This window comes from Kitasatospora sp. NBC_01300 (assembly GCF_041435235.1).
Lineage (GTDB): Bacteria > Actinomycetota > Actinomycetes > Streptomycetales > Streptomycetaceae > Kitasatospora.
On the sequence record NZ_CP108408.1, the window covers coordinates 6714717 to 6733801 of the forward strand.

General features: G+C 74.1%; 14 protein-coding genes and 1 pseudogene. 5 read left to right on the forward strand and 10 right to left on the reverse strand.

Going from position 1 to position 19085, the window contains the following annotated elements:
* Positions 1-278 precede the first annotated feature (278 nt).
* From OG556_RS29345 to OG556_RS29365, 5 genes are all read left to right on the forward strand, one after another.
* Complete coding sequence (locus OG556_RS29345) at positions 279-1589, forward strand: extracellular solute-binding protein (RefSeq protein WP_371521396.1); 1311 nt, start codon at positions 279-281, stop codon at positions 1587-1589.
* Positions 1590-1719: 130 nt separating this feature from the next.
* The gene (locus OG556_RS29350; RefSeq protein ID WP_063350256.1) at positions 1720-2700 is read left to right on the forward strand and encodes a carbohydrate ABC transporter permease; all 981 of its coding nucleotides are present in this window, start codon (positions 1720-1722) and stop codon (positions 2698-2700) included.
* A gap of 5 nt (positions 2701-2705) precedes the next feature.
* Positions 2706-3620 carry a carbohydrate ABC transporter permease gene (locus OG556_RS29355; RefSeq protein WP_371522973.1) on the forward strand — a complete coding sequence of 305 codons (915 nt, stop codon included), beginning with the start codon at positions 2706-2708 and terminating at the stop codon, positions 3618-3620.
* A gap of 288 nt (positions 3621-3908) precedes the next feature.
* Positions 3909-6302, forward strand: a complete 2394-nt coding sequence (locus OG556_RS29360) for an ATP-binding cassette domain-containing protein (RefSeq protein ID WP_371521399.1) — start codon at positions 3909-3911, stop codon at positions 6300-6302.
* Between the two features lie 81 nt (positions 6303-6383).
* Positions 6384-6971 (forward strand): hypothetical protein, encoded by a 588-nt coding sequence (locus OG556_RS29365; protein WP_371521401.1) that lies wholly within the window; start codon positions 6384-6386, stop codon positions 6969-6971.
* Here the strand turns inward: OG556_RS29365 and OG556_RS29370 are convergent.
* The 10 genes and pseudogenes from OG556_RS29370 to OG556_RS29415 form a co-directional block, all read right to left on the reverse strand.
* Positions 6968-8599, reverse strand: coding sequence for an amidohydrolase (locus tag OG556_RS29370; protein WP_371521403.1), 1632 nt, complete (start codon positions 8597-8599; stop codon positions 6968-6970). The two genes, OG556_RS29365 and OG556_RS29370, sit on opposite strands and share 4 nt — an antisense overlap.
* Positions 8596-9450 carry a PaaX family transcriptional regulator C-terminal domain-containing protein gene (locus OG556_RS29375; RefSeq protein WP_371521405.1) on the reverse strand — a complete coding sequence of 285 codons (855 nt, stop codon included), beginning with the start codon at positions 9448-9450 and terminating at the stop codon, positions 8596-8598. Before OG556_RS29375 ends, OG556_RS29370 begins: the two co-directional genes overlap by 4 nt.
* A 53-nt stretch (positions 9451-9503) precedes the next feature.
* Entirely contained in the window at positions 9504-10262 is a 759-nt protein-coding gene (locus OG556_RS29380; RefSeq protein ID WP_371521407.1) for an Asp/Glu racemase, read from the reverse strand.
* A 48-nt stretch (positions 10263-10310) separates the two neighbouring features.
* Positions 10311-11213, reverse strand: a complete 903-nt coding sequence (locus OG556_RS29385) for a fumarylacetoacetate hydrolase family protein (RefSeq protein ID WP_371521409.1) — start codon at positions 11211-11213, stop codon at positions 10311-10313.
* Positions 11214-11268: 55 nt separating this feature from the next.
* Entirely contained in the window at positions 11269-12432 is a 1164-nt protein-coding gene (locus OG556_RS29390; RefSeq protein ID WP_371521411.1) for a cupin domain-containing protein, read from the reverse strand.
* Positions 12429-13400, reverse strand: a complete 972-nt coding sequence (locus tag OG556_RS29395) for a carbon-nitrogen hydrolase family protein (RefSeq protein ID WP_350879099.1) — start codon at positions 13398-13400, stop codon at positions 12429-12431. Before OG556_RS29395 ends, OG556_RS29390 begins: the two co-directional genes overlap by 4 nt.
* Positions 13401-13417: 17 nt before the next feature.
* Positions 13418-15847 carry an FAD-dependent monooxygenase gene (locus OG556_RS29400; RefSeq protein ID WP_371521413.1) on the reverse strand — a complete coding sequence of 810 codons (2430 nt, stop codon included), beginning with the start codon at positions 15845-15847 and terminating at the stop codon, positions 13418-13420.
* Positions 15844-16245, reverse strand: coding sequence for an acyl-CoA thioesterase (locus OG556_RS29405; RefSeq protein WP_371522975.1), 402 nt, complete (start codon positions 16243-16245; stop codon positions 15844-15846). The genes OG556_RS29400 and OG556_RS29405 overlap by 4 nt, the downstream gene beginning before the upstream one ends.
* Positions 16246-17871: pseudogene (locus OG556_RS29410) on the reverse strand (AMP-binding protein); the annotation flags it as partial. It abuts the gene before it with no gap.
* A gap of 216 nt (positions 17872-18087) precedes the next feature.
* On the reverse strand, positions 18088-19077 hold the full coding sequence (locus OG556_RS29415) for a hypothetical protein (protein WP_371521415.1): 990 nt from the start codon (positions 19075-19077) through the stop codon (positions 18088-18090).
* Positions 19078-19085 lie beyond the last annotated feature (8 nt).

A 19085-nucleotide genomic window follows, 5' to 3' on the forward strand; every position in this document is an offset into this window, starting at 1 on the left:
CGACACAACGTTGTGCAGTGCAAAACTTCCCGAACCCCCTCTTGTTGGCGCCGATCGCCCGCGCTTAACGTCCCTGCCATCGAGCAGGCGACGCCGCCCCACCCGAACGGTCCGCTCTGCCGCACCCCCGTACCGGCCTGCCCGGGACGCCCCCCAACGCGTCCGGGCCGTCCTCCACCCACACCCACCATCGGCCCCGGTCAGGGCCTGCTTCGACGTACCCGTCCCCAGCGGCGCACGTCTCGGCGGCAACTGTCGGGAGGGGAGGTTCTCCACCCATGCGACTCATCAGACGGACTGCCGCGGCTGCCGTGCTCGCCGCCAGCTGCCTCGCCGCGACCGCCTGCGCGCCGGGCACCGCCGCGCCGGCCGGCGACAAGGCCGCCGACGACCGGACCGGCACCCTCCAGGTCTGGCTGTACAACGAGGCGGGCAACGCGGCCAAGGAGGCCGTGGTCGGCAAGGCGGTGAGCGAGTTCCAGGCCTCCCACCAGGGCGTCACCGTCAAGGTCAGCTACATCGACACCGACGCCTCCGCCCGCGCGGCCAAGATGAAGGGTGCCTTCAACGACCCGAGCAGCGCCCCGGACCTGGTCGAGTTCGGCAACACCGACCTCCCCGGCTACGTCGCGGCCGGCGGCCTCGCCGAGATCGGCGCCGACCTCGACAAGTGGCAGGACAAGGGCGACCTCGACCCGGCGATCGTCAAGACCGCCGTGGTGGACGGCAAGACGTACGGCCTGCCCTGGTGGGTCGCCGTGCGCGCGCTCTACTACCGCAGCGACCTGTTCACCGAGGCCGGGCTGACCCCGCCGACCTCGTACGCCGAACTGGTCACCGCCACCCAGAAGATCCACGCGGCGAACCCCGACACCTTCGGCATCGCCGTCGGCGGCAAGTACACCTTCGGGGCGCTGCCGTTCGTCTGGGACGCGGGCGGCGACATCGCCGCCAAGGACGGTTCCGCGTACAAGGCGGCCATCAACTCGCCCGCCTCGCAGGCCGGGATCAAGCGCTACACCGATCTCTTCGGCGCCGACGGCTGCCCCGCCCAGCAGTGCGCCGACCTCACCGGCGGCAAGACCGTCGACCTGTTCGCGGCCGGCAAGTCGGCGATGGCGATCCTGCCCAACTCCAGCCGCAGCAAGGTCGACGGGGGCCCGGTGAAGGGCAAGTACGGCGTGGTACCGCTGCCCGGGGAGAAGGCCGGCTCGATCGCCCCGGCGTTCGCGGGCGGCAACAACCTCGGCGTGATGAAGGCGGCCAAGCACCGCACGCTCGCCCTCGAATTCGCCGAACTGCTGGCGGGCCCGGCGTACCAGGAGCAGATGTACGACGCGATGGGCAACCTGCCGACGCTCAAGTCCGTCAGCGGCAAGGTCGCCGCCAAGGACGCCTTCCTGAAGCCGTTCACCGACACCATCGCGGCCGGCACCAGGTTCGTCCCGCTCGACCAGGCGTGGGCGCAGATCGACGCCCAGGCGGTGATCCCGACCATGCTGCAGCAGGTGGTCACCGGCAAGGCGGACGTGGCGAAGGCCTCGGGCGACGCCGCGAACCAGATCACCTCGGCCTTCGCCGCGCACTGACGGCGGCCGCGCACCGGCCTCAGACCCCGGTCCCGCCTCCACCCCCCGGCCCCGCACCAACCCCTGGTCCCGTACCACCTCCTGGTCCCGCACCGACCTCCTGGTCCGCGGAAGAGAGCAGGTCCCGCACGTGTCCGCATCCACCACGACCGCCCCGACGGCGCCGCCTTCCCCGCGCGGGCGCCGTGGGGGCACGGCGCCGGCCGCACCCTCGGGCGGCCGGCGCCGCCGGCCCCCGCTGCTGCTGCTCCTGCCGGCCGCGGTCATCCTGATCCCGCTGGTCGCCTACCCGATCTACCAGCTGGGCCTGCTGTCCGTGCTGGACTTCGGGCAGGCCCAGGCCTCCGGGGGCGCCCCGACCTCCTTCGTCGGCTTCGGCAACTACTCGAAGATCCTGAGCGACGGCCAGTTCTGGTCGGTGCTGCTGCAGACGGTCGGCTTCGCCGCGTTCTGCGTGGTCGCCACCCTGGCCGTCGGCGCGACCCTCGCCGTCCTGCTGACCAAGGTCGGGCGGTGGCCCCGGCTGGTGCTGACCACCGCCGCGATGGCGGCCTGGGCGGCGCCGGCGATGACCGGTTCGACGGTGTGGAGCTTCCTGTTCGACACCAACCTCGGCCTGGTCAACCACACGCTGGTGAAGCTCGGGCTCACCGGCTTCCACGAGTTCAACTGGTTCTACGACAAGTGGACGGCGTTCCTGATCGTCGGCGCCGTCGTGGTGTGGCACTCCTTCCCCTTCGTGATGGTCACCCTCTACGCGGGGATCCGGGCGATCCCGGAGGAGATCATGGAGGCCGCCGCCCTGGACGGCGCCAACACCTGGACGACCTTCCGCCGGATCACCGCGCCGATGCTGCGGCCGATCCTGACCATCGTGGTGATCCAGTCGGTGATCTGGGACTTCAAGGTCTTCACCCAGATCTACGTGATGACCGAGGGCGGCGGCATCGCCGGCCAGAACCTGGTGCTCAACGTGTACGCGTACCAGAAGGCGTTCGCCTCCTCGCAGTACGGGCTCGGCGCGGCGATCGGCGTGATCATGCTGCTGATCCTGGTGATCCCGACGGTCCTCTACATCCGCACCCTGCGACGGACGGGGAACGAACTGTGAGCGTCCTGAACCCCGTCCGGGACTCCCGGACCGGCACCGGCGGAACCGGCACCCCCCGGAGCCGCACCACCCGCAACACCCGCGGCCGTTGGCGGTTCGCCGCCAACACCGGCGCGATCGTGCTGGCCGTGGTCACCGCCTTCCCGATCTTCTGGATGGTGCTGTCCGCGTTCAAGCCCAAGGGCGAGGTGCGGTCGCTGGACCCGAAGCCGTGGACGGCCCACCCCACGCTGGAGAGCTTCCGCCAGGTGCTCAGCGTGGACGGCTTCGGCCGGTACTTCGTGAACAGCCTGGTGATCGCGGTGTCGGTGGTGGTGCTCTCGGCCGTCGTGGTGTTCCTGGCGGCGGTGGCCGTGACCAGGTTCCGGTTCAGGTTCCGCACCACCATCATGGTGATGTTCCTGATCGCCCAGATGATCCCGGTCGAGGCGCTCACCATCCCGCTGTTCTTCATGTTCCGCGACGCCGGCCGGTTCGCGCCGGGCATCGGGCTGAACACCCTCGCCTCGCTGATCCTGGTGCAGCTGGCGTTCTCGCTGCCGTTCGGCATCTGGATGATGCGCGGCTTCGTCGCGGCCGTCCCGGTGTCGATCGAGGAGGCCGCGCAGATCGACGGCGCCAGCCGCACCCGCATCCTGTGGCGGATCCTGCTGCCGCTGGTGGCACCGGGTCTCGCCGCGACCAGCGTGTTCTCCTTCATCGCCGCGTGGAACGACTTCGTCTTCGCGAAGACCTTCATCATCAGCGCCACCCAGAACCAGACCCTGCCGTCCGCGCTGCTGGTCTTCTTCAAGCCGGACGAGAACGACTGGGGCGGCATCATGGCGGCATCGACGCTGATGACGGTGCCGGTGCTGATCTTCTTCATCGCGGTCCAGCGCAAGCTGGTGTCCGGGCTGGCGGGCGCGGTGAAGGACTGACGCCGACCGGCGCGGTGAAGGACTGACGCCGACCGGCGCGGTGAAGGACTGATGCCGACCGGGGCGGTCGGGCGGGCTCCCCCCGTCCGGCCGCCCCGGCGGTCGTGCCACGCCGTGCGGCCGGTACCGGACGCCGGGCCGCGGGCCCACCGGCCGGGCCGTCCCCGGGACGGCGGTTAGGCTTCCGCCATGCCTGGCCGGCACCGGTGGACGGGGCTCCGCTCCCCGGTGCGGCGGCCGGCGATCAGCCACCGCGACGGCGGTTCCGCCGCACAGATGGGGAAGACGATGAGCAAGCCCACGAGGGCGGCCGCGCAGCCGCCGGCGGTACCCGGTGCCGACAGCCACGACCTGATCCGCGTGCACGGCGCGCGCGAGAACAACCTCAAGGACGTCAGCGTCGAGCTCCCGAAGCGGCGGCTGACGGTGTTCACCGGCGTCTCCGGCTCCGGCAAGAGCTCCCTGGTGTTCGACACGATCGCCGCCGAGTCGCAGCGGCTGATCAACGAGACCTACAGCGCCTTCGTCCAGGGCTTCATGCCGACCCAGGCACGGCCCGAGGTCGACGTGCTGGAGGGGCTGACCACCGCGATCATCGTCGACCAGCAGCGGATGGGCGCGGACCCCCGCTCCACGGTCGGCACCGCCACCGACGCCAACGCGATGCTGCGGATCCTCTTCAGCCGGCTCGGGCAGCCCCACATCGGCTCGCCCAAGGCGTTCTCCTTCAACGTCCCCTCGATCAGCGGGGCGGGCGCCGTCACCGTCGAACGCGGCGGGAAGACCGTCAAGGAGCGGCGCAGCTTCAGCATCACCGGCGGCATGTGCCCGCGTTGCGAGGGCCGCGGCAGCGTCTCCGACATCGACCTCACCCAGCTCTTCGACGACACCAAGTCGATCTCCGAGGGCGCGATCACCATCCCCGGCTGGAAGACCGACAGCTGGTGGACGGTGGGGATCTACGCGAACTCGGGCTTCCTCGACCCGGACAAGCCGATCCGCAGGTACACCAAGAAGGAGATGCAGGACTTCCTCCACCGCGAGCCGACCAAGGTCAAGGTCAACGGGGTCAACCTCACCTACGAGGGGCTGATCCCGAAGATCCAGAAGTCGATGCTCAGCAAGGACCGGGACGCGCTGCAGCCGCACATCCGGGCGTTCGTCGACCGGGCGGTCACCTTCACGGCCTGCCCCGATTGCGGGGGCACCCGGCTCAGCGAGGCGGCCCGGTCGTCGCTGATCGGCGGGACCAGCATCGCCGACGCCTGCGCGATGCAGATCAGCGACCTGGCCGCCTGGGTCCGCGACCTCGACGAGCCGGCCGTGGCACCGCTGCTCGGGACCCTGCGGCACACCCTCGACTCGTTCGTGGAGATCGGGCTGGGCTACCTCTCGCTCGACCGGCCCTCCGGCACGCTGTCCGGCGGCGAGGCGCAGCGGGTCAAGATGATCCGGCACCTCGGCTCGGCGCTCACCGACGTCACGTACGTCTTCGACGAGCCCACCACCGGCCTGCACCCGCACGACATCCAGCGGATGAACGAACTCCTGCTGCGGCTGCGGGACAAGGGCAACACGGTGCTGGTCGTGGAGCACAAGCCGGAGACCATCGCGATCGCCGACCACGTCGTCGACCTCGGCCCCGGCGCCGGGACGGCGGGCGGCTCGGTCTGCTTCGAGGGCACCGTCGAGGGGCTGCGGTCCAGCGGCACCGTCACCGGCCGCCACTTCGACGACCGGGCCGCCGTCCGCAAGGCGGTGCGCGAGCCGAACGGCACCCTGGAGATCCGCGGCGCGACGGCGAACAACCTGCGCGACGTCGACGTCGACATCCCGCTCGGGGTGCTGACCGTGATCACCGGCGTGGCCGGCTCCGGGAAGAGCTCGCTGGTGCACGGCTCGATCCCCAAGGGCGCGGGCGTGGTGTCCGTCGACCAGGGCGCCATCCGCGGCTCCCGGCGCAGCAACCCGGCGACGTACACCGGGCTGCTGGAGCCGATCCGCAAGGCCTTCGCGAAGGCCAACGGCGTCAAGCCGGCCCTGTTCAGCGCCAACTCCGAGGGCGCCTGCCCCAACTGCAACGGCGCCGGGGTGGTCTTCACCGACCTGGCGATGATGGCCGGGGTGGCCAGCACCTGCGAGGAGTGCGAGGGCAAGCGCTACCAGGCCTCGGTGCTGGAGTACCACCTCGGCGGCCGCGACATCAGCGAGGTGCTCGCGATGCCCGTGACCGAGGCCGAGGAGTTCTTCGGCACCGGTGAGGCGCGCATCCCGACCGCGCACCGCATCCTCGCCAACCTCGCCGACGTCGGGCTCGGCTACCTCAGCCTCGGCCAGCCGCTCACCACGCTGTCCGGCGGCGAGCGGCAGCGGCTCAAGCTGGCCACCCACATGGCCGAGAAGGGCGGCGTCTACGTCCTCGACGAGCCGACCACCGGCCTGCACCTCGCCGACGTCGAGCAGCTGCTCGGGCTGCTCGACCGGCTGGTGGACTCCGGCAAGTCGGTCATCGTCATCGAGCACCACCAGGCCGTGATGGCGCACGCCGACTGGATCATCGACCTCGGCCCGGGCGCCGGCCACGACGGCGGCCGGATCGTCTTCGAGGGCACGCCCGCCGACCTGATCGCCGCCCGCTCCACCCTCACCGGCGAGCACCTCGCGGCCTACGTCGGGGGCTGACGGCCCCGGCGGTCGAACCGTTCGGCGGTCGAACGCTTCGGCGGCAGGGTGGTGCCACGCCCCGGGCACTACCCTGCTGCCATGGCGATCCACGGCTTCGGGGCCACCGAGTTCCAGCTCGTGCTGCTGCGCCGGATGGCCGACTTCAACCCGGAACTGGTCGAGCAGGCCGTGCGGCGGCTCGGCGCGACCCGGGCCGCCATGCGGGAGGCGAACAAGCGCTGGCAGGCGATGGTCCGCTCGCCCCGGTTCCCGCGCGGCGCCGACCGCTGCGCCGCCGTCCTCGGCCCGCCGCAGGCGGTGGTGCCGCGCCGGATCGGGGACCTCGCCTGCACCGCGCGGCAGTGGGCGCTGCCGCTCTGGCCGGAGCTGCGTTTCGAGAGCCTGCTCGGTCCGGCGCAGGCCGGGCGGCCGCTGCTGAACGAGTGGCTGGTGCGCGGCCCGGACGCCCCGGCGCCCGGGCTGCGCACCCTCGCCGACCTCGTGCCGTGGAGCTGCGTGGTCGCCGACCTGGGCGCCGCGTTCCCGCCCGCCCGGCCGCGCGAGGGCAGCGCGCCGACCCGCTTCCAGCTGGACTTCACCGCCCCGGACGCCGACGGGCGGGCGCGCCCGTGCACCGCCGACTTCACCTGGGGGCTGCTCCAGGAGGTCCGGCCGGGCGGTCCTTAGGCCTGGGCCTGGGCCGGGTGGACGGTCCGCCCGCCGACGACCGTGCGTTCGGGCCGCAGCTCGCGCAGCACGTCGACCGGGCAGCTCAGCGGGTCGACCGGCCACACCGTCAGATCGGCGAGCGCCCCCGGCCGCAGGCTGCCGCGTTCGGCGCTCTCGCCCATCAGCCGGGCCGCCTGGACGGTGTGCAGCGCGACCGCCTCGGCCCGGTCGACGGCGTGCTCGGGCCCCACCACCCCGGCGGTGGTCCGGCGGGTCGTCATGCCCCACACCGACACCATCGCGCCGTACGGGCCGACCGGGAAGTCCGAGCCGGCGGCCAGCAGCGCGCCCTCGTCGAGCCATTCGCGCAGCGGGAAGATCCCGGCGGTCCGCTCCTCGCCCCAGGCCCGCTGCTGGGCGAGCGCCCCGTCGTGCAGCAGCGGGTGCTGCACGGTGACGGGGATGCCGAGCGCGATCGCCCGGGCCCGCTGGTCGGCCCGGGCCAGCCCGCCGTGCTCGACCACCAGCGTGCCGGGCGGCAGGCCGGGGCGCCGGCCGAGCACCGCCTCGAAGACGTCCAGCAGGGTGCGCAGGCCGCGGTCGCCCCAGGCGTGCACGCCGACCCGCCAGCCGCGCCCGACCACCCGGTCGACGGCCGCGACCAGCTCCTTCGGCTCCCAGAGCAGCCGGCCGTGGTAGCAGGGCCGGTCCTGGTACGGCTCCTCCAGCGCGCCGGCCTCGAAGCCGCCGTCGATGCCGAACTTCACCCCCCACAGCCGCAGCAGGTCGTCGTCCTCGCCGGCGGCGCGCCAGGCGTCCATCCGGTCCAGCAGCTCGTCGACCTGCTCGGGGGTGCGGGCGGCGAAGCCGGAGACCAGCGCCCGGACCCGGACGGCGAGCGCGCCGGCGGCCCGGGCGGCGAGCAGCACGTCGAGGTCCTCGGCCGGGACGAGGCAGTCGCGGACGGTGCCGATGCCGGTGGCGGCGTAGTCGGCGGAGGCGGCGCGCAGGCCGGCCACCCGTTCGGCGAGCGCGGGGCGCGGCAGCACCCGCTCGACCAGTTCGACCGCCTTGTTGACCAGCCGACCGGTGAGTCGCCCCCGGTCGTCGCGTTCGAGCAGGCCGCCGGGCGGGTCGGGGGTGTCATCGGTGATGCCGGCGAGGCGCAGCGCGGCCGAGTTGAGCACCATGTTGTAGGCGCCGCGGCGGACCAGGACGGGGTGGTCGGCGGTGGCCTCGTCCAGTTCCGCGGTGGTGGGCAGCCGCTGCTCGGCGAGCAGCACCTCCTGCCAGTTGACGGTGGTGTGGATCCACTGGCCGGGCGGGGTGCGGGCGGCGCGTTCGCGGATCAGGCCGAGGAAGGCGGCGAGGTCGCGGGCCCGGTGGACGGGGACGCCGTGGACGCTGTGGCCGGCCAGGATCAGGTGGGTGTGGGTGTCGTCGAAGGCGGGCAGCACCGTCGCGGCGGGGGCGTCCAGGACCTCGGTGGCCGGTCCGATCAGGTCGTCCAGACCGTGCGGGTCGGGGGACAGGGCGGTGATCCGTGCCCCGGTGACGGCGATCGCCCGCTGCGGCGGCCGGCCGGGGACGAGGGTGTGGACGGCGGCGGCGCGGACGAGGAGGTCGGCGGGGTCGGGGTCGGTCATCGCGGCTCCTGGTGGGGTGGGGCACCGGCCGGCAGGCCGGTGACCTTCTCGACGTGCCGCAGGCTGGGCTCGGCGAGCAGCGCGTGCAGCTCGGTGAAGACGGCCCGCGCGGCGACGGCGTTCCAGTCGGCGGGCAGCAGCGGCTCGGGCAGGCCCGGGTCCAGGTAGGGCAGCCGGCGCCACTGGGTGAGCATCGGGACGTAGTCGCGGAACGCCTCGACCGGGTCGACCCGCGGCCGGCCGCGCAGTTCGGCGGCGACCGGGCGCCAGGCGTCGTCGAAGGCCGCGTACTGCGCCTCGATCGCCGGGAAGTCCCACCAGCCGGCCACCGCGGTGCGCAGTTCGGCGAAGCCCGCGTACTCGGCGGACAGGAACAGGTGCACGTAGGCGCTCAGTCCGAGGCGCTCCAGCAGCCGCCGGGCGTCCGGCAGCAGCCGGGCGGGCGCCAGCCAGACGCCGGGGGCGGCGTTGCCGAAGCCGAGCCAGCTCAGCCGGGAGCGCAGCTGGTGGCGGTGGGCGCGCTCCGACTCGGGCACCGAGAAGACCGCGACCACCCAGCCGTCGGCGAGTTCGGCGGGCTCCAGGCTGTGGAAGATCCGGCGGTCGCCCTCCTCGAACACCGGGTCCATCGCCGGGGCGAGCCGGTAGCCGGTGCCGTCGCGGCGTTCCTGGAACAGGGTGCCGGCCTTCTTCAGCCGGGAGATGGCCGAGCGCACGGCCGGGCCGTCGACGTCGAGTTCGGCCATCAGCGCGATCAGGTCGGCGATCGAGACCCAGCCGCCGAGGCGGCGCACGAACTCGCCGTACACGGTGTGGATGAGGGAGCTGGGCCGGGTCGTGCTCTCCGACATGGTGCGCCTCCTCCCCGGCAGCTCGTGGTGATCATAGCGGTGGGGGCCCGGCGTCAGGCGTCCGCGTAGGCGCCGGAGAGCAGGTGCCCGGCGCCGGGGGCGACGGCCGGCAGGCCGAGGGCGCGCAGCAGTTGGTGGGTGGTGCAGATCGCCGCCGAGACGACCGGCTTGCCGAGCTGCTGTTCGGCTTCCTCGACGGCGGACAGCGAGGGCAGCTGCACGCAGGCCGAGAGCACCACGGCGTCGGCCTCGGCGTGGGCGAGGCGCCGGGCGATGGCGGGGAGCCGCGTCGGGTCGTGGGCGGCCACGTCGAGGTTGTCGGGGATCTCCAGGGCCGCGTAGTCGAGCACCTCGATGCCCTCGTGGGCCAGGTAGTCGACCACGGTCCGGGCCAGCGGCCGCAGGTACGGGGTGACGAGGGCGACCTTCTCGGCGCCGAGCGTGTGCAGGCCGGTCACCAGGGCGCCCGCGCTGGTGACCACGGGGGCGGGGGCGCCGTTCTCGGCGGTGCGCCGGTGCAGGCGCTGTTCGGCCTCGCGGTGGTAGCCGGGGCCGGTGGCCATCACGGCGACCAGGCAGGCGTAGCCGAGCACGTCGACCCGGGCGTCGGAGAGTTCGGCCGCGCAGCGGTCGGACTCGGCGTCCATGGCGCGCAGTTGCTCGGGGGTGACCCTGGTCATCCGCATCCGGCTGGAGTGGAAGGTGAACCGCTCGGGCGCGACCGCCTCGCGGGCCCGCAGCAGGGCGGGGACCTCGGTCTCCATGGTGACGTTGGAGCTGGGGACGATCTGGCCGATCCGGTAGGTGGTCATGGGGTGCTGGGGCTCCTCTCGGGAGCTGGCCGGGGTGGGGTGCTCCGCTCAGCGGGCGTCGACCACCGGGTTGGCGAGGGTGCCGATCCGCTCGATGGTGGCCTCGACCAGGTCGCCGGGCTGGAGGAACTGCGGCGGCACCAGGCCGGCGCCGACGCCGGACGGGGAGCCGGTGGCGATCACGTCGCCCGGTTCGAGGGTGACGCCGGAGGAGATGTCGGCGATCAGGCGGGCGATGCCGAACAGCATGTGGCGGGTGTTGGAGTCCTGCCGCAGCTCGCCGTTGACCCTGAGCGAGAGGTCGAGGTCCTGCGGGTCGGGGATCTCGTCGGCGGTGACCACGACCGGGCCGAACGGCGCGTAGCTGTCCTGCCCCTTGGAGAAGAACCACTGCCCGGAGCGGCGCTGGTCGCGGGCGCTGACGTCGTTGACGATGCTGTAGCCGAAGACGTGCCGCCAGGCGTCCCGCTCGGCCACCCGGAAGGCCGGTTCGCCGATCACCACGGCGAGTTCGCACTCCCAGTCGAGCTGCTTGGTGAGGTCGGCGTTGTGCCGGATGGGCTGGCCCGGGCCGGTGACGGCGGTCGAGGGTTTGCTGAACAGTACGGGCCGGTCGGGCAGTTCGCGCTCGGTGTCCAGGGTGCGGTGCGATTCGGCGACGTGCTCCACGTAGTTGAGGCCGACGCCGACGATCTTGCCGGGCCGCAGGGGCGCGCGCAGCGACACCTCGGCGAGCGGGCGGACGGCGGGGTGACCGGGGCCGGCGTGGGTCAGCAGCGCGCGGGCGGTGGTCAGCGCGGCCTCGCCGGCCCGGACCAGGCCGAGCAGGTCGTCGGGCAGCCGGGTGCTGGCGGCGGTGGCGAGGGCGGTCAGGTCGGCGACCTGGTCACCGAGCCGGGCGCCGAGGCGCGGGGTCTCGTCGCCGTCCGCGCAGTAGGTCAACAGGTGCATGGTCGGGGCTCCTTGGGGGTGCCGGGCGGTGGTGGGCCGGGGCGTGTCCGGTGGGTCAGGCCGGGCCCTGGTGCCCGTCGTGTGCCGGGTGGGCCTCCTCGCGGTAGAGGCCGAGCGAGTGCATCACCGGGAAGTCGTTGAAGGAGAACAGGCAGGCGTCCTCGCCGGGGTCGAGGTTCGCGTGCTCGTGCCAGGCCCAGGACGGGACGACGAAGACGTCGCCCTGCTGCCACGCGAAGCGCCGTCCGGCGATCACCGAGACGCCCCGCCCCTTGGCCGCCGTGTAGACCACCGAGCCGGTGTGGCGGTGGGCGCGGGTGGCCTGGCCGGGGCGCAGCAGTTGCAGGTGGGCGGCCATGGTCGGCATCACCGGGCCGCCGGTGACGGGGTTGGTGTACTCCATGATGACGCCGTCGTACGGCGATCCCCCGGTGGCGCGGGCGAGTTGGCACAGCGCGTGGTAGCTGGGCTCCCAGGGCCAGCCGAGCAGGGGGGAGTAGGGCCTGCTCCAGGTCTCGACGCCGTACGGGAGGAGGTTGCCGCCGTAGCTCAGCAGGGAGGAGTTCACCACCGGGCCGGGCCGCTGGTACAGCTCCGGGTGGACCTCGTAGAAGTTCGCGTCGAGCATGTTGACCAGCGGGATGTCCAGGCCGTCCTGCCAGATCACCGGGGCGTCGTCGGACTCGTTGCCGTGCTCGTGCCAGGAGTTGTTGGGCGTGATGGCGAAGTCGCGCGGGCCGACCCTGAGCTTCTGGCCGTCCACGACCGTCCAGGCGCCGGTGCCCTCGTGGACGAAGCGCAGGGCGGCGGCCTGGTGGCGGTGCGCGGTCATCGCCTCGCCGGGGCCCATGATCTGGAGGCCGGTGTACAGCAGGCCGACGGCGGCGCTCAGTTCGCGGCGCCCGGGGTTGACCAGCATCACCACCCGGCGGCCGGCGTCGTCGGCCTTGACCAGCGGCAGTGCCTTGCGGACCAGCGGGCGCAGGTCGGCGTAGCGCCAGAGCACCGGCACAGACCTGGGCTGCGGGTACCAGGGCTCGATCTCGTTCGCCACCGTCCACAGGGCGCCGGCCTCGTGCTCGGCCAGTTCCTCGTAGTAGGCGGTGAGTTCGGGGCTGTCGGTGACCCTGGCGCGGCCGATTCGGTCGTCGTCGTGGTCGGCCGCGCGGCCCTGGTCGGCGCTGCCGTGGGGGTCGGTGGTGCCGTCGTGGCTGGTCATGCCTGCTCCTCCGGGAACACCAGCGGCCGCAGCGGGCGGTTGTCCACGTGCAGCCGGAAGACGTCGAAGCGGTTGTAGTGGCCGACGATGTCGTGCATCTGCTTGGGCTGGATGCACCGGCCGAGGTCGATCTCGGCGTAGACGATGCCCTCCTCGTCCACCAGCGGCTCGCCCACCGGGCGTCCGTCGGGGCCGAAGACGCCGGACAACGCGCTGCGCGGGCGGGCGAGTTGCTTGCGCACCTGGTGGTCGTCGCCGGCGATCAGGTCCACCATCTCGGGCGAGATGGTGGAGCAGGAGACCACGGTGAACAGCTTGCCCTCGAAGCAGTGCGCGGCGGCGCGCAGCGCGATCGCCTCCGCCATGTCGTAGTCCTCGGGGGCCACCGGCAGGGCGATGTAGCTGGCGGCGTGGACGAGTTCGCCCTGGGCCAGCAGGGTGAAGCGGGCCAGGGTGTTGGTGTTCTCGCCGCAGGCGAGCGCGCCGAGCGGGCCGACGGCGGTGCGGTGCACCCGCAGGGAGCTGCCGTCGCCGGGCGTCCAGGTCAGCTTCTCGGCCCAGGTCGGCACCAACTTGCGGTGCACGTCGAGGAGTTCTCCGTCCGCGCCGATGATCAGGAGGGTGTTGTAGAGCACCCCGAGGCTGTGCCGGCCGCGTTCGTTGACGCCGATCACCAGCACCACGCCGGCCTGCCGGGCGGCGGCGCGCAGCGTGTCGACGTACGGGCCGGGGACGTCGACGGCGGCGCGGTAGAGGCGCTCGTACCAGGGCGAGCCCTGCACCGGGTTCATCGTCCAGTTCCAGTACGGGTAGCCGGGGACGAAGACCTCGGGGAAGACCACCAGGGCGGCGCCGTGGCCGGCCGCCTCGTGGATCAGGGCGACGGCCTTGTCGACGGTGGCGGCCGGGTCCAGGTAGACGGGGGCGGCCTGGACGGCCGCGGCGGTGAAGCGGGGCAGGTCCGGCATGGTTCCTCCTCGGCTGCTCAGTGCGGTTCGGGGGCGGGCGGGGGCCAGCGGCGGTGCACCGGCGCGGCGGGCTCGGTCAGCAGGTGCAGGCGCGGTGCGACCCGGTCGGCGTTCGGGCCCGGTGGTCTGCGGCTGCCCGCCGACCAGGGGCCGGGCCAGTGCGCGCCCGGCCCGGTGTAGCCCTGCTCGGCGGCGGCGTGCAGCGTCCAGAGCGGGTCGTACAGCTGGGCCCTCCCGATCGCGACCAGGTCGGCCCGCCCGGCCAGCAGGACGGAGTTGGCGTCGTCGTGCCCGGAGATCGCGCCGACCGCGATGGTCGGCAGGCCGGTGGCGGCACGGATCAGCTCGGCGAACGGGGTCTGGTAGCCGCGTCCGTACGGCGGTCGCTGGTGGGCGACCACCTCTCCGGTGGACACGTCCACCGCGTCCGCCCCGCCGTCGGCCAGCGCGTGGCCGATCGTGACGGCCTCCGGTGCGGTGGTGCCGCCGGGCGCCCAGTCGCAGGCCGAGATCCGTACCAGCAGCGGCCGTCCGGCCGGCCAGACCGCGCGGACGGCCGCCAGCACCTCCAGCGGCAGCCGCAGCCGGTGCGCGAGCCGGCCGCCGTAGCGGTCGGTGCGGTGGTTGGTGAGCGGTGAGAGGAAGCCGGAGAGCAGGTGGCCGTGGCCGAACTGCAGCTCCAGCGCGTCGAAGCCGGCCCGTGCCGCGCGTTCCGCCGCCTCGGCGAAGTCCGCCACCACGGTGGCGAGTTGGGCGGCGGTGGCCGCGTGCGGGGCAGGGCTGTCCGGGCCCCAGGGGAGCGGGGAGGCGGCGAGCAGCGGCCAGCCGTCGGCGAGCGGGCGCCCGATCCCGTCCGGGCCGGGTGCGGCGGTGGCGCCCCGGCGGCCGGCGTGGGTCAGCTGGAGGCCGACCGGGGTGTCGCTCACCGCGCGGACGGCGTCGACGAGTTCGCGCCAGGCCGCCTCCTGGCGGTCGTTCCACAGCCCCGGGCAGCGGTCGGTGGCCCGGCCCCCGGGGCTGACGGCGGCCATCCCGGCGAGGACCAGCCCGGCGCCGCCGAGCGCGTGCCCGGTCAGCTGGGCCCGGTCGAAGCCGCTGGGCAGGGTGTCGGCGGAGGTGAAGGTGGCGAGCGGGGGCACCACGACGCGGTTGCGCAGCTCCAGGGTGCCGAGCTTGAGCGGGCGGAACATCGGCGGCACGCCGGGCGGGCCGCCGGCGGCGGCGTCCACCGCGTCGACGAAGCCGGGGTCGCGCGCCCGCAGGTTGCCGTAGGTGACCCGGCGGCTGCGGGTGAGCAGGTTGAACGCGAACCGGTCGGCGCCCTGCCCGGTGCGCCGCTCCACCGTCTCGAACCACTCCAGGCTCGCCTGCGCGGCCCGCTGGGTGGACTCCACCACCGGGCGCCGCTCCGCCTCGTAGGCGGCCAACGCCTGCTCCAGCGACGGCTGTTCGTGCAGGCTCGCGGCGAGCGCGAGGGCGTCCTCCAGCGCGAGCTTGGTGCCCGAGCCGATCGAGAAGTGCGCGGAGTGCGCCGCGTCGCCGAGCAGCACCACGTTGCGGTGGCGCCAGCGGGCGTTGCGCACGGTGGTGAAGCGGATCCAGCGGGAGGCGTTCGGGATCAGCCGGTGGCCGTCCAGGTGGCCGGCGAGCAGGTCCGCGCAGCGCCGCACGCTCGCCTCGTCGCTCTCGCCGCGGGACGGCTCCCGGGCGGCGAGGGCGGCGAGGGCGTCGAACCCGGCGCGGCGCCAGGCGTCTTCGGCGATCTCCACGATGAAGGTGGAACGGGTCGCGCTGTACGGGTAGGCGTGCACCTGGAGGGTGCCGAAGTCGAACCGCTCGACGATGAAGGTGAAGGCCTCGAAGACCTTGTCGGTGGCGAGCCAGATGTAGCGGCAGTGCCGCTCGTCCAGGTCGGGCCGGAAGGTGTCGGCGTAGGCCGCGCGGGTGCCTGAGTGGATGCCGTCGGCGGCGACCACCAGGTCGTACTCGGCGGCGAGCCGGTCGGCCGCAGGGGCGGGGGTGCGGTAGCGAACGTCCACCGCGAGCTGCTCGCAGCGCCGTTGCAGGATCGCGCGCAGCCGGTTGCGGTCGAGTGCCGCGAAGCCGTGCCCGCCGCAGGTGCGGACCTCGCCCGCGTAGCGCACGTCGATGTCGCTCCAGCGGGCGAACTCGGCGCCGATCGCGGCGAAGACCTCCGGGTCGGCCTGGGCGATGCCGTCCAGCGTCTCGTCGGAGAACACCACGCCGAAGCCGAACTCGTCCTCCCGGCCGTCGCGTTCGAAGACGGTGATCTCCCGGTGCGGTGCCAGCCGCTTGGCGAGCGCGGCGAAGTAGAGCCCGCCCGGACCGGCGCCGATCACCGCGATGCGGCGGGCGGTGGCGGGGTTCTCGACGCGGTGGGCCGGGGTGGTGCGGGCGGCGGTGGTGGCGCGGGCCGGGGTGGTCACCGCACCACCTCCGGCTGCTGCGGTCCGGCCTCGGCCAGCGCGCGGCGCACCGGCGCGGGCCAGGGCTCGGCGCCCTTGGCGCTCGGCGCGGCGTGCACCACCGACATCCGCCCGGACGCGGCCAGGCCCTGCGGGCCGTGCACCTCGAAGGCGTAGTGCAGCGAGGAGCCGCCGACCCGGACCACCCGCAGCTCGGTGCGGACCAGGTCGCCGAACCAGAGCCGCTCGCGGTAGTCGGCCTCGAAGTGCACCCGGGGGATCCGCCCGAACAGCTCGGCCAGGCCCAGCCGGCGCAGCAGCGCCGCCTCCGCGGCCTCGGCCCAGCGCTGGACGGCCGAGAAGTGGTAGTGCCCGGCCGCGTCGGTGTCGGACCATTCGACCCGGCGCTCGATCGCCACGCTGGCCGGGGCGGTCGCGGCCCGCCGGCGCAGCTCGGCGCGGTGCAGCTTGCCGGTGGCGGTGCGCGGCAGCCGGGCGACGAACTCGACCGCGCGCGGGTACTTGTACGGGGCGATGGTCCGTTTGACGTGCTCCTGGAGGCTCCGCACCTGCTCCGGCCCGGCGGGCGCGCCCTCGCGCAGCACCACGTAGGCCTTCACCACCGTGCCGCGCCGTTCGTCCGGCGCACCGACCACCGCGCAGTCGGCGACGTCGGGGTGGGCGGCGAGGGCCTGCTCGACCTCGGGGCCGGCGATGTTGTAGCCGGCCGAGACGATCATGTCGTCGTTGCGCGCCTGGTACCAGAAGTAGCCGTCCCGGTCGCGGACGTAGGTGTCGCCGGTGAGGTTCCAGCCGTCGCGGACGTAGTCGCGCTGGCGCTCGTCGTCCAGGTAGCGGCAGCCGGTCGGGCCCTTGACGGCGAGCAGCCCAGGCACGCCGTCCGGCACCGGCCGGCCCTGCTCGTCCAGGACGGCGGCCCGGTAGCCGGGGACGGGGCGGCCGGTCGAGCCGGGGCGGATGTCGCCGTCGGCGGCGGAGATGAACACGTGCAGCAGCTCGGTGGCGCCGATGCCGTCGATCAGCCGCTGCCCGGTGGCCGCGTGGAAGGCCTCCCAGAGGGCGGCGGGCAGGTGCTCGCCGGCCGAGACGCAGCGCCGTACGCCGGACAGGCGGTCGGCGAGCCCGGCGGCCAGGATCGCCCGGTAGGCAGTCGGCGCGGTGAACAGCACGCCGACCCGGTGCCGGCGGACCTGCTCGGCGAGCTGCTCGGGGGTGGCCTGCTCCAGCAGGAGGCTGGCGGCGCCGGCGCGCAGCGGGAAGACCACCAGGCCGCCGAGTCCGAAGGTGAAGGCGAGCGGCGGGGTGCCGGCGAACAGGTCGTCGGGGGTGGGGCGCAGGAGGTGGCGGGAGAAGGTGTCGGCGTTGGCGAGCACGTCGCGGTGGAAGTGCAGGGTGGCCTTGGGCCGTCCGGTGGTTCCGGAGGTGAAGGCGATCAGCGCGACGTCGTCGGCGGCGGTGGGTACGGCGGTGAAGCCGCCGCTCTTGGCGGCGCAGCGGGCGGTCAGGTCCTGGGGGCCGGGCCCGCCGAAGGCGAGCACCCGCAGGCCGGGCGTCTCGGCCCGGGCGAGGTCGTCCAGGTAACGGTGGTCGCACAGGGCGATGGCGGGCCGGGCGATCCGGTGCAGTCCGGTCAGTTCGGCGGCCCGCAGCAGCGGCATGGTGCTGACGGCGACGCCGCCGGCCTTCAGGACGCCGAGCCAGCAGGCCACCAGCCAGGGGGTGTTGGGGCCGCGGAGCAGCACCCGGTTGCCGGTGGCCAGGCCGAGGTCCTCGGTCAGCAGCCGGGCCACCCGGTCGGCGTGGTCGCGCAGTTCGCCGTAGGTCCACTGGCCGGTCGGGGTGAGCAGGCAGCGGCGGTCGGGGCCGTACCGGGCGATCGTTGCGTCGAGCAGCGCCTGGGCGCAGTTCAGCCGGTCCGGGTAGGACAACTCCGGTATGTCGAAGAGGAGTTCGGGCCACTGGTCGAAGGGCGGGAGATGGTCGCGGCAGAACGTGTCCACGTGCGCGGAGGGGGATAGCTCCATGGGCGGGCACCTCATCGTGCGAGCGGGGAGTGAGGCCAGTATGGCGTGTTGGTGACGCCAGTCAAGAGAGCGATACACGCATTCGGGGGAGCGGGACCCGCGCGGTCTCACCGGTGGCCCCACCCGTGGCCCGGCGCAACGGCAGCCGCACCCGGCGACCGGCTCGGTCGGGGTGCGGCGGGTTCGGCCGGGGCTGCGGCAGGCGGGGAGGCCGGGTCAGGCGGTGGCCCCCTGGGCGGCGGCGTCGGGCTCGCGGCCGTCCTGGGCCTGCTGGGCGCGTTCGGCCAGCAGGCGGGCGAACAGGACCAGCACCGGAGTGGCGGCGTCGGAGCCCGGGCCCGAATCGCGGACGTACAGCAGCGTGGTGCCGACCCGCACCAGGGCCTCCGCCCCCTCCGCGCCGTGCGTCCGGGCGGCGCGCTGGTCGCCGATCGGGGGGAGGGGGACGGCGGCGGCCGCGTCGGCGCCGCCGACGTGGGCGAGCATCGTGTCGAAGGCCCGGCCGGCGGCGTCGGCGGAGGCGAAGGTGACCACGGTGAACTGTGCGCTGTGCGTGGTCACGGCGCGGAACGTCACGGTCGCATAAGCGAGTTGCTGGTCGCAGGCGTCCGGGAGCAGGCAGGGCACGTCCTCGCCCGGGCCCGCTCCCGACAGCGGGCCGCTCTCCACCTGCCAGCCGCCCGGCATGGCCCGCGGGTCGGGCAGCACGCCCTGCACCTGGGCCGGGTCGCGCAGCGTCCGCCCGGCGTGGGCCAGGTCGGGCCCGCCCGGCCGCAGCAGCGGGCGCGAGCCCAGGTTGATCCCGACGGCGACCAGGGCGGCGACCACGATCAGCGCCAGCGTGACGAGGACGGGGGCGGCGCCGATCCGGGCGGCCCGGGCCTGGGCCCCGGCGACGGCCGGATCGACCCGGAGGTGGACGGTCGGCGGGTCGGTGGGCCGGCCGAGCTCGGTGGTGGCCAGGTACCGGGCGAACGCCGGGTCCGTGGTGAGCAGTTCGCCGACGGCGGCGGTCAGCCCGGCCCGCGCCCGGGCGTCCCCCGGGTTCGCCTCGACCGCGTCCACGGCCCGGGCGCCCTCCGGCGTCGCCCGCAGCCGCACCCGCACCAGATCCGCGACCGCCCGCCCCGGGCCGCCCGCCACCCCCTCGGCCGCCCGCACCAGCACGCCCACCACCACGGGCACCAACTCCTGGCCGTCCCCCACGGCAACTC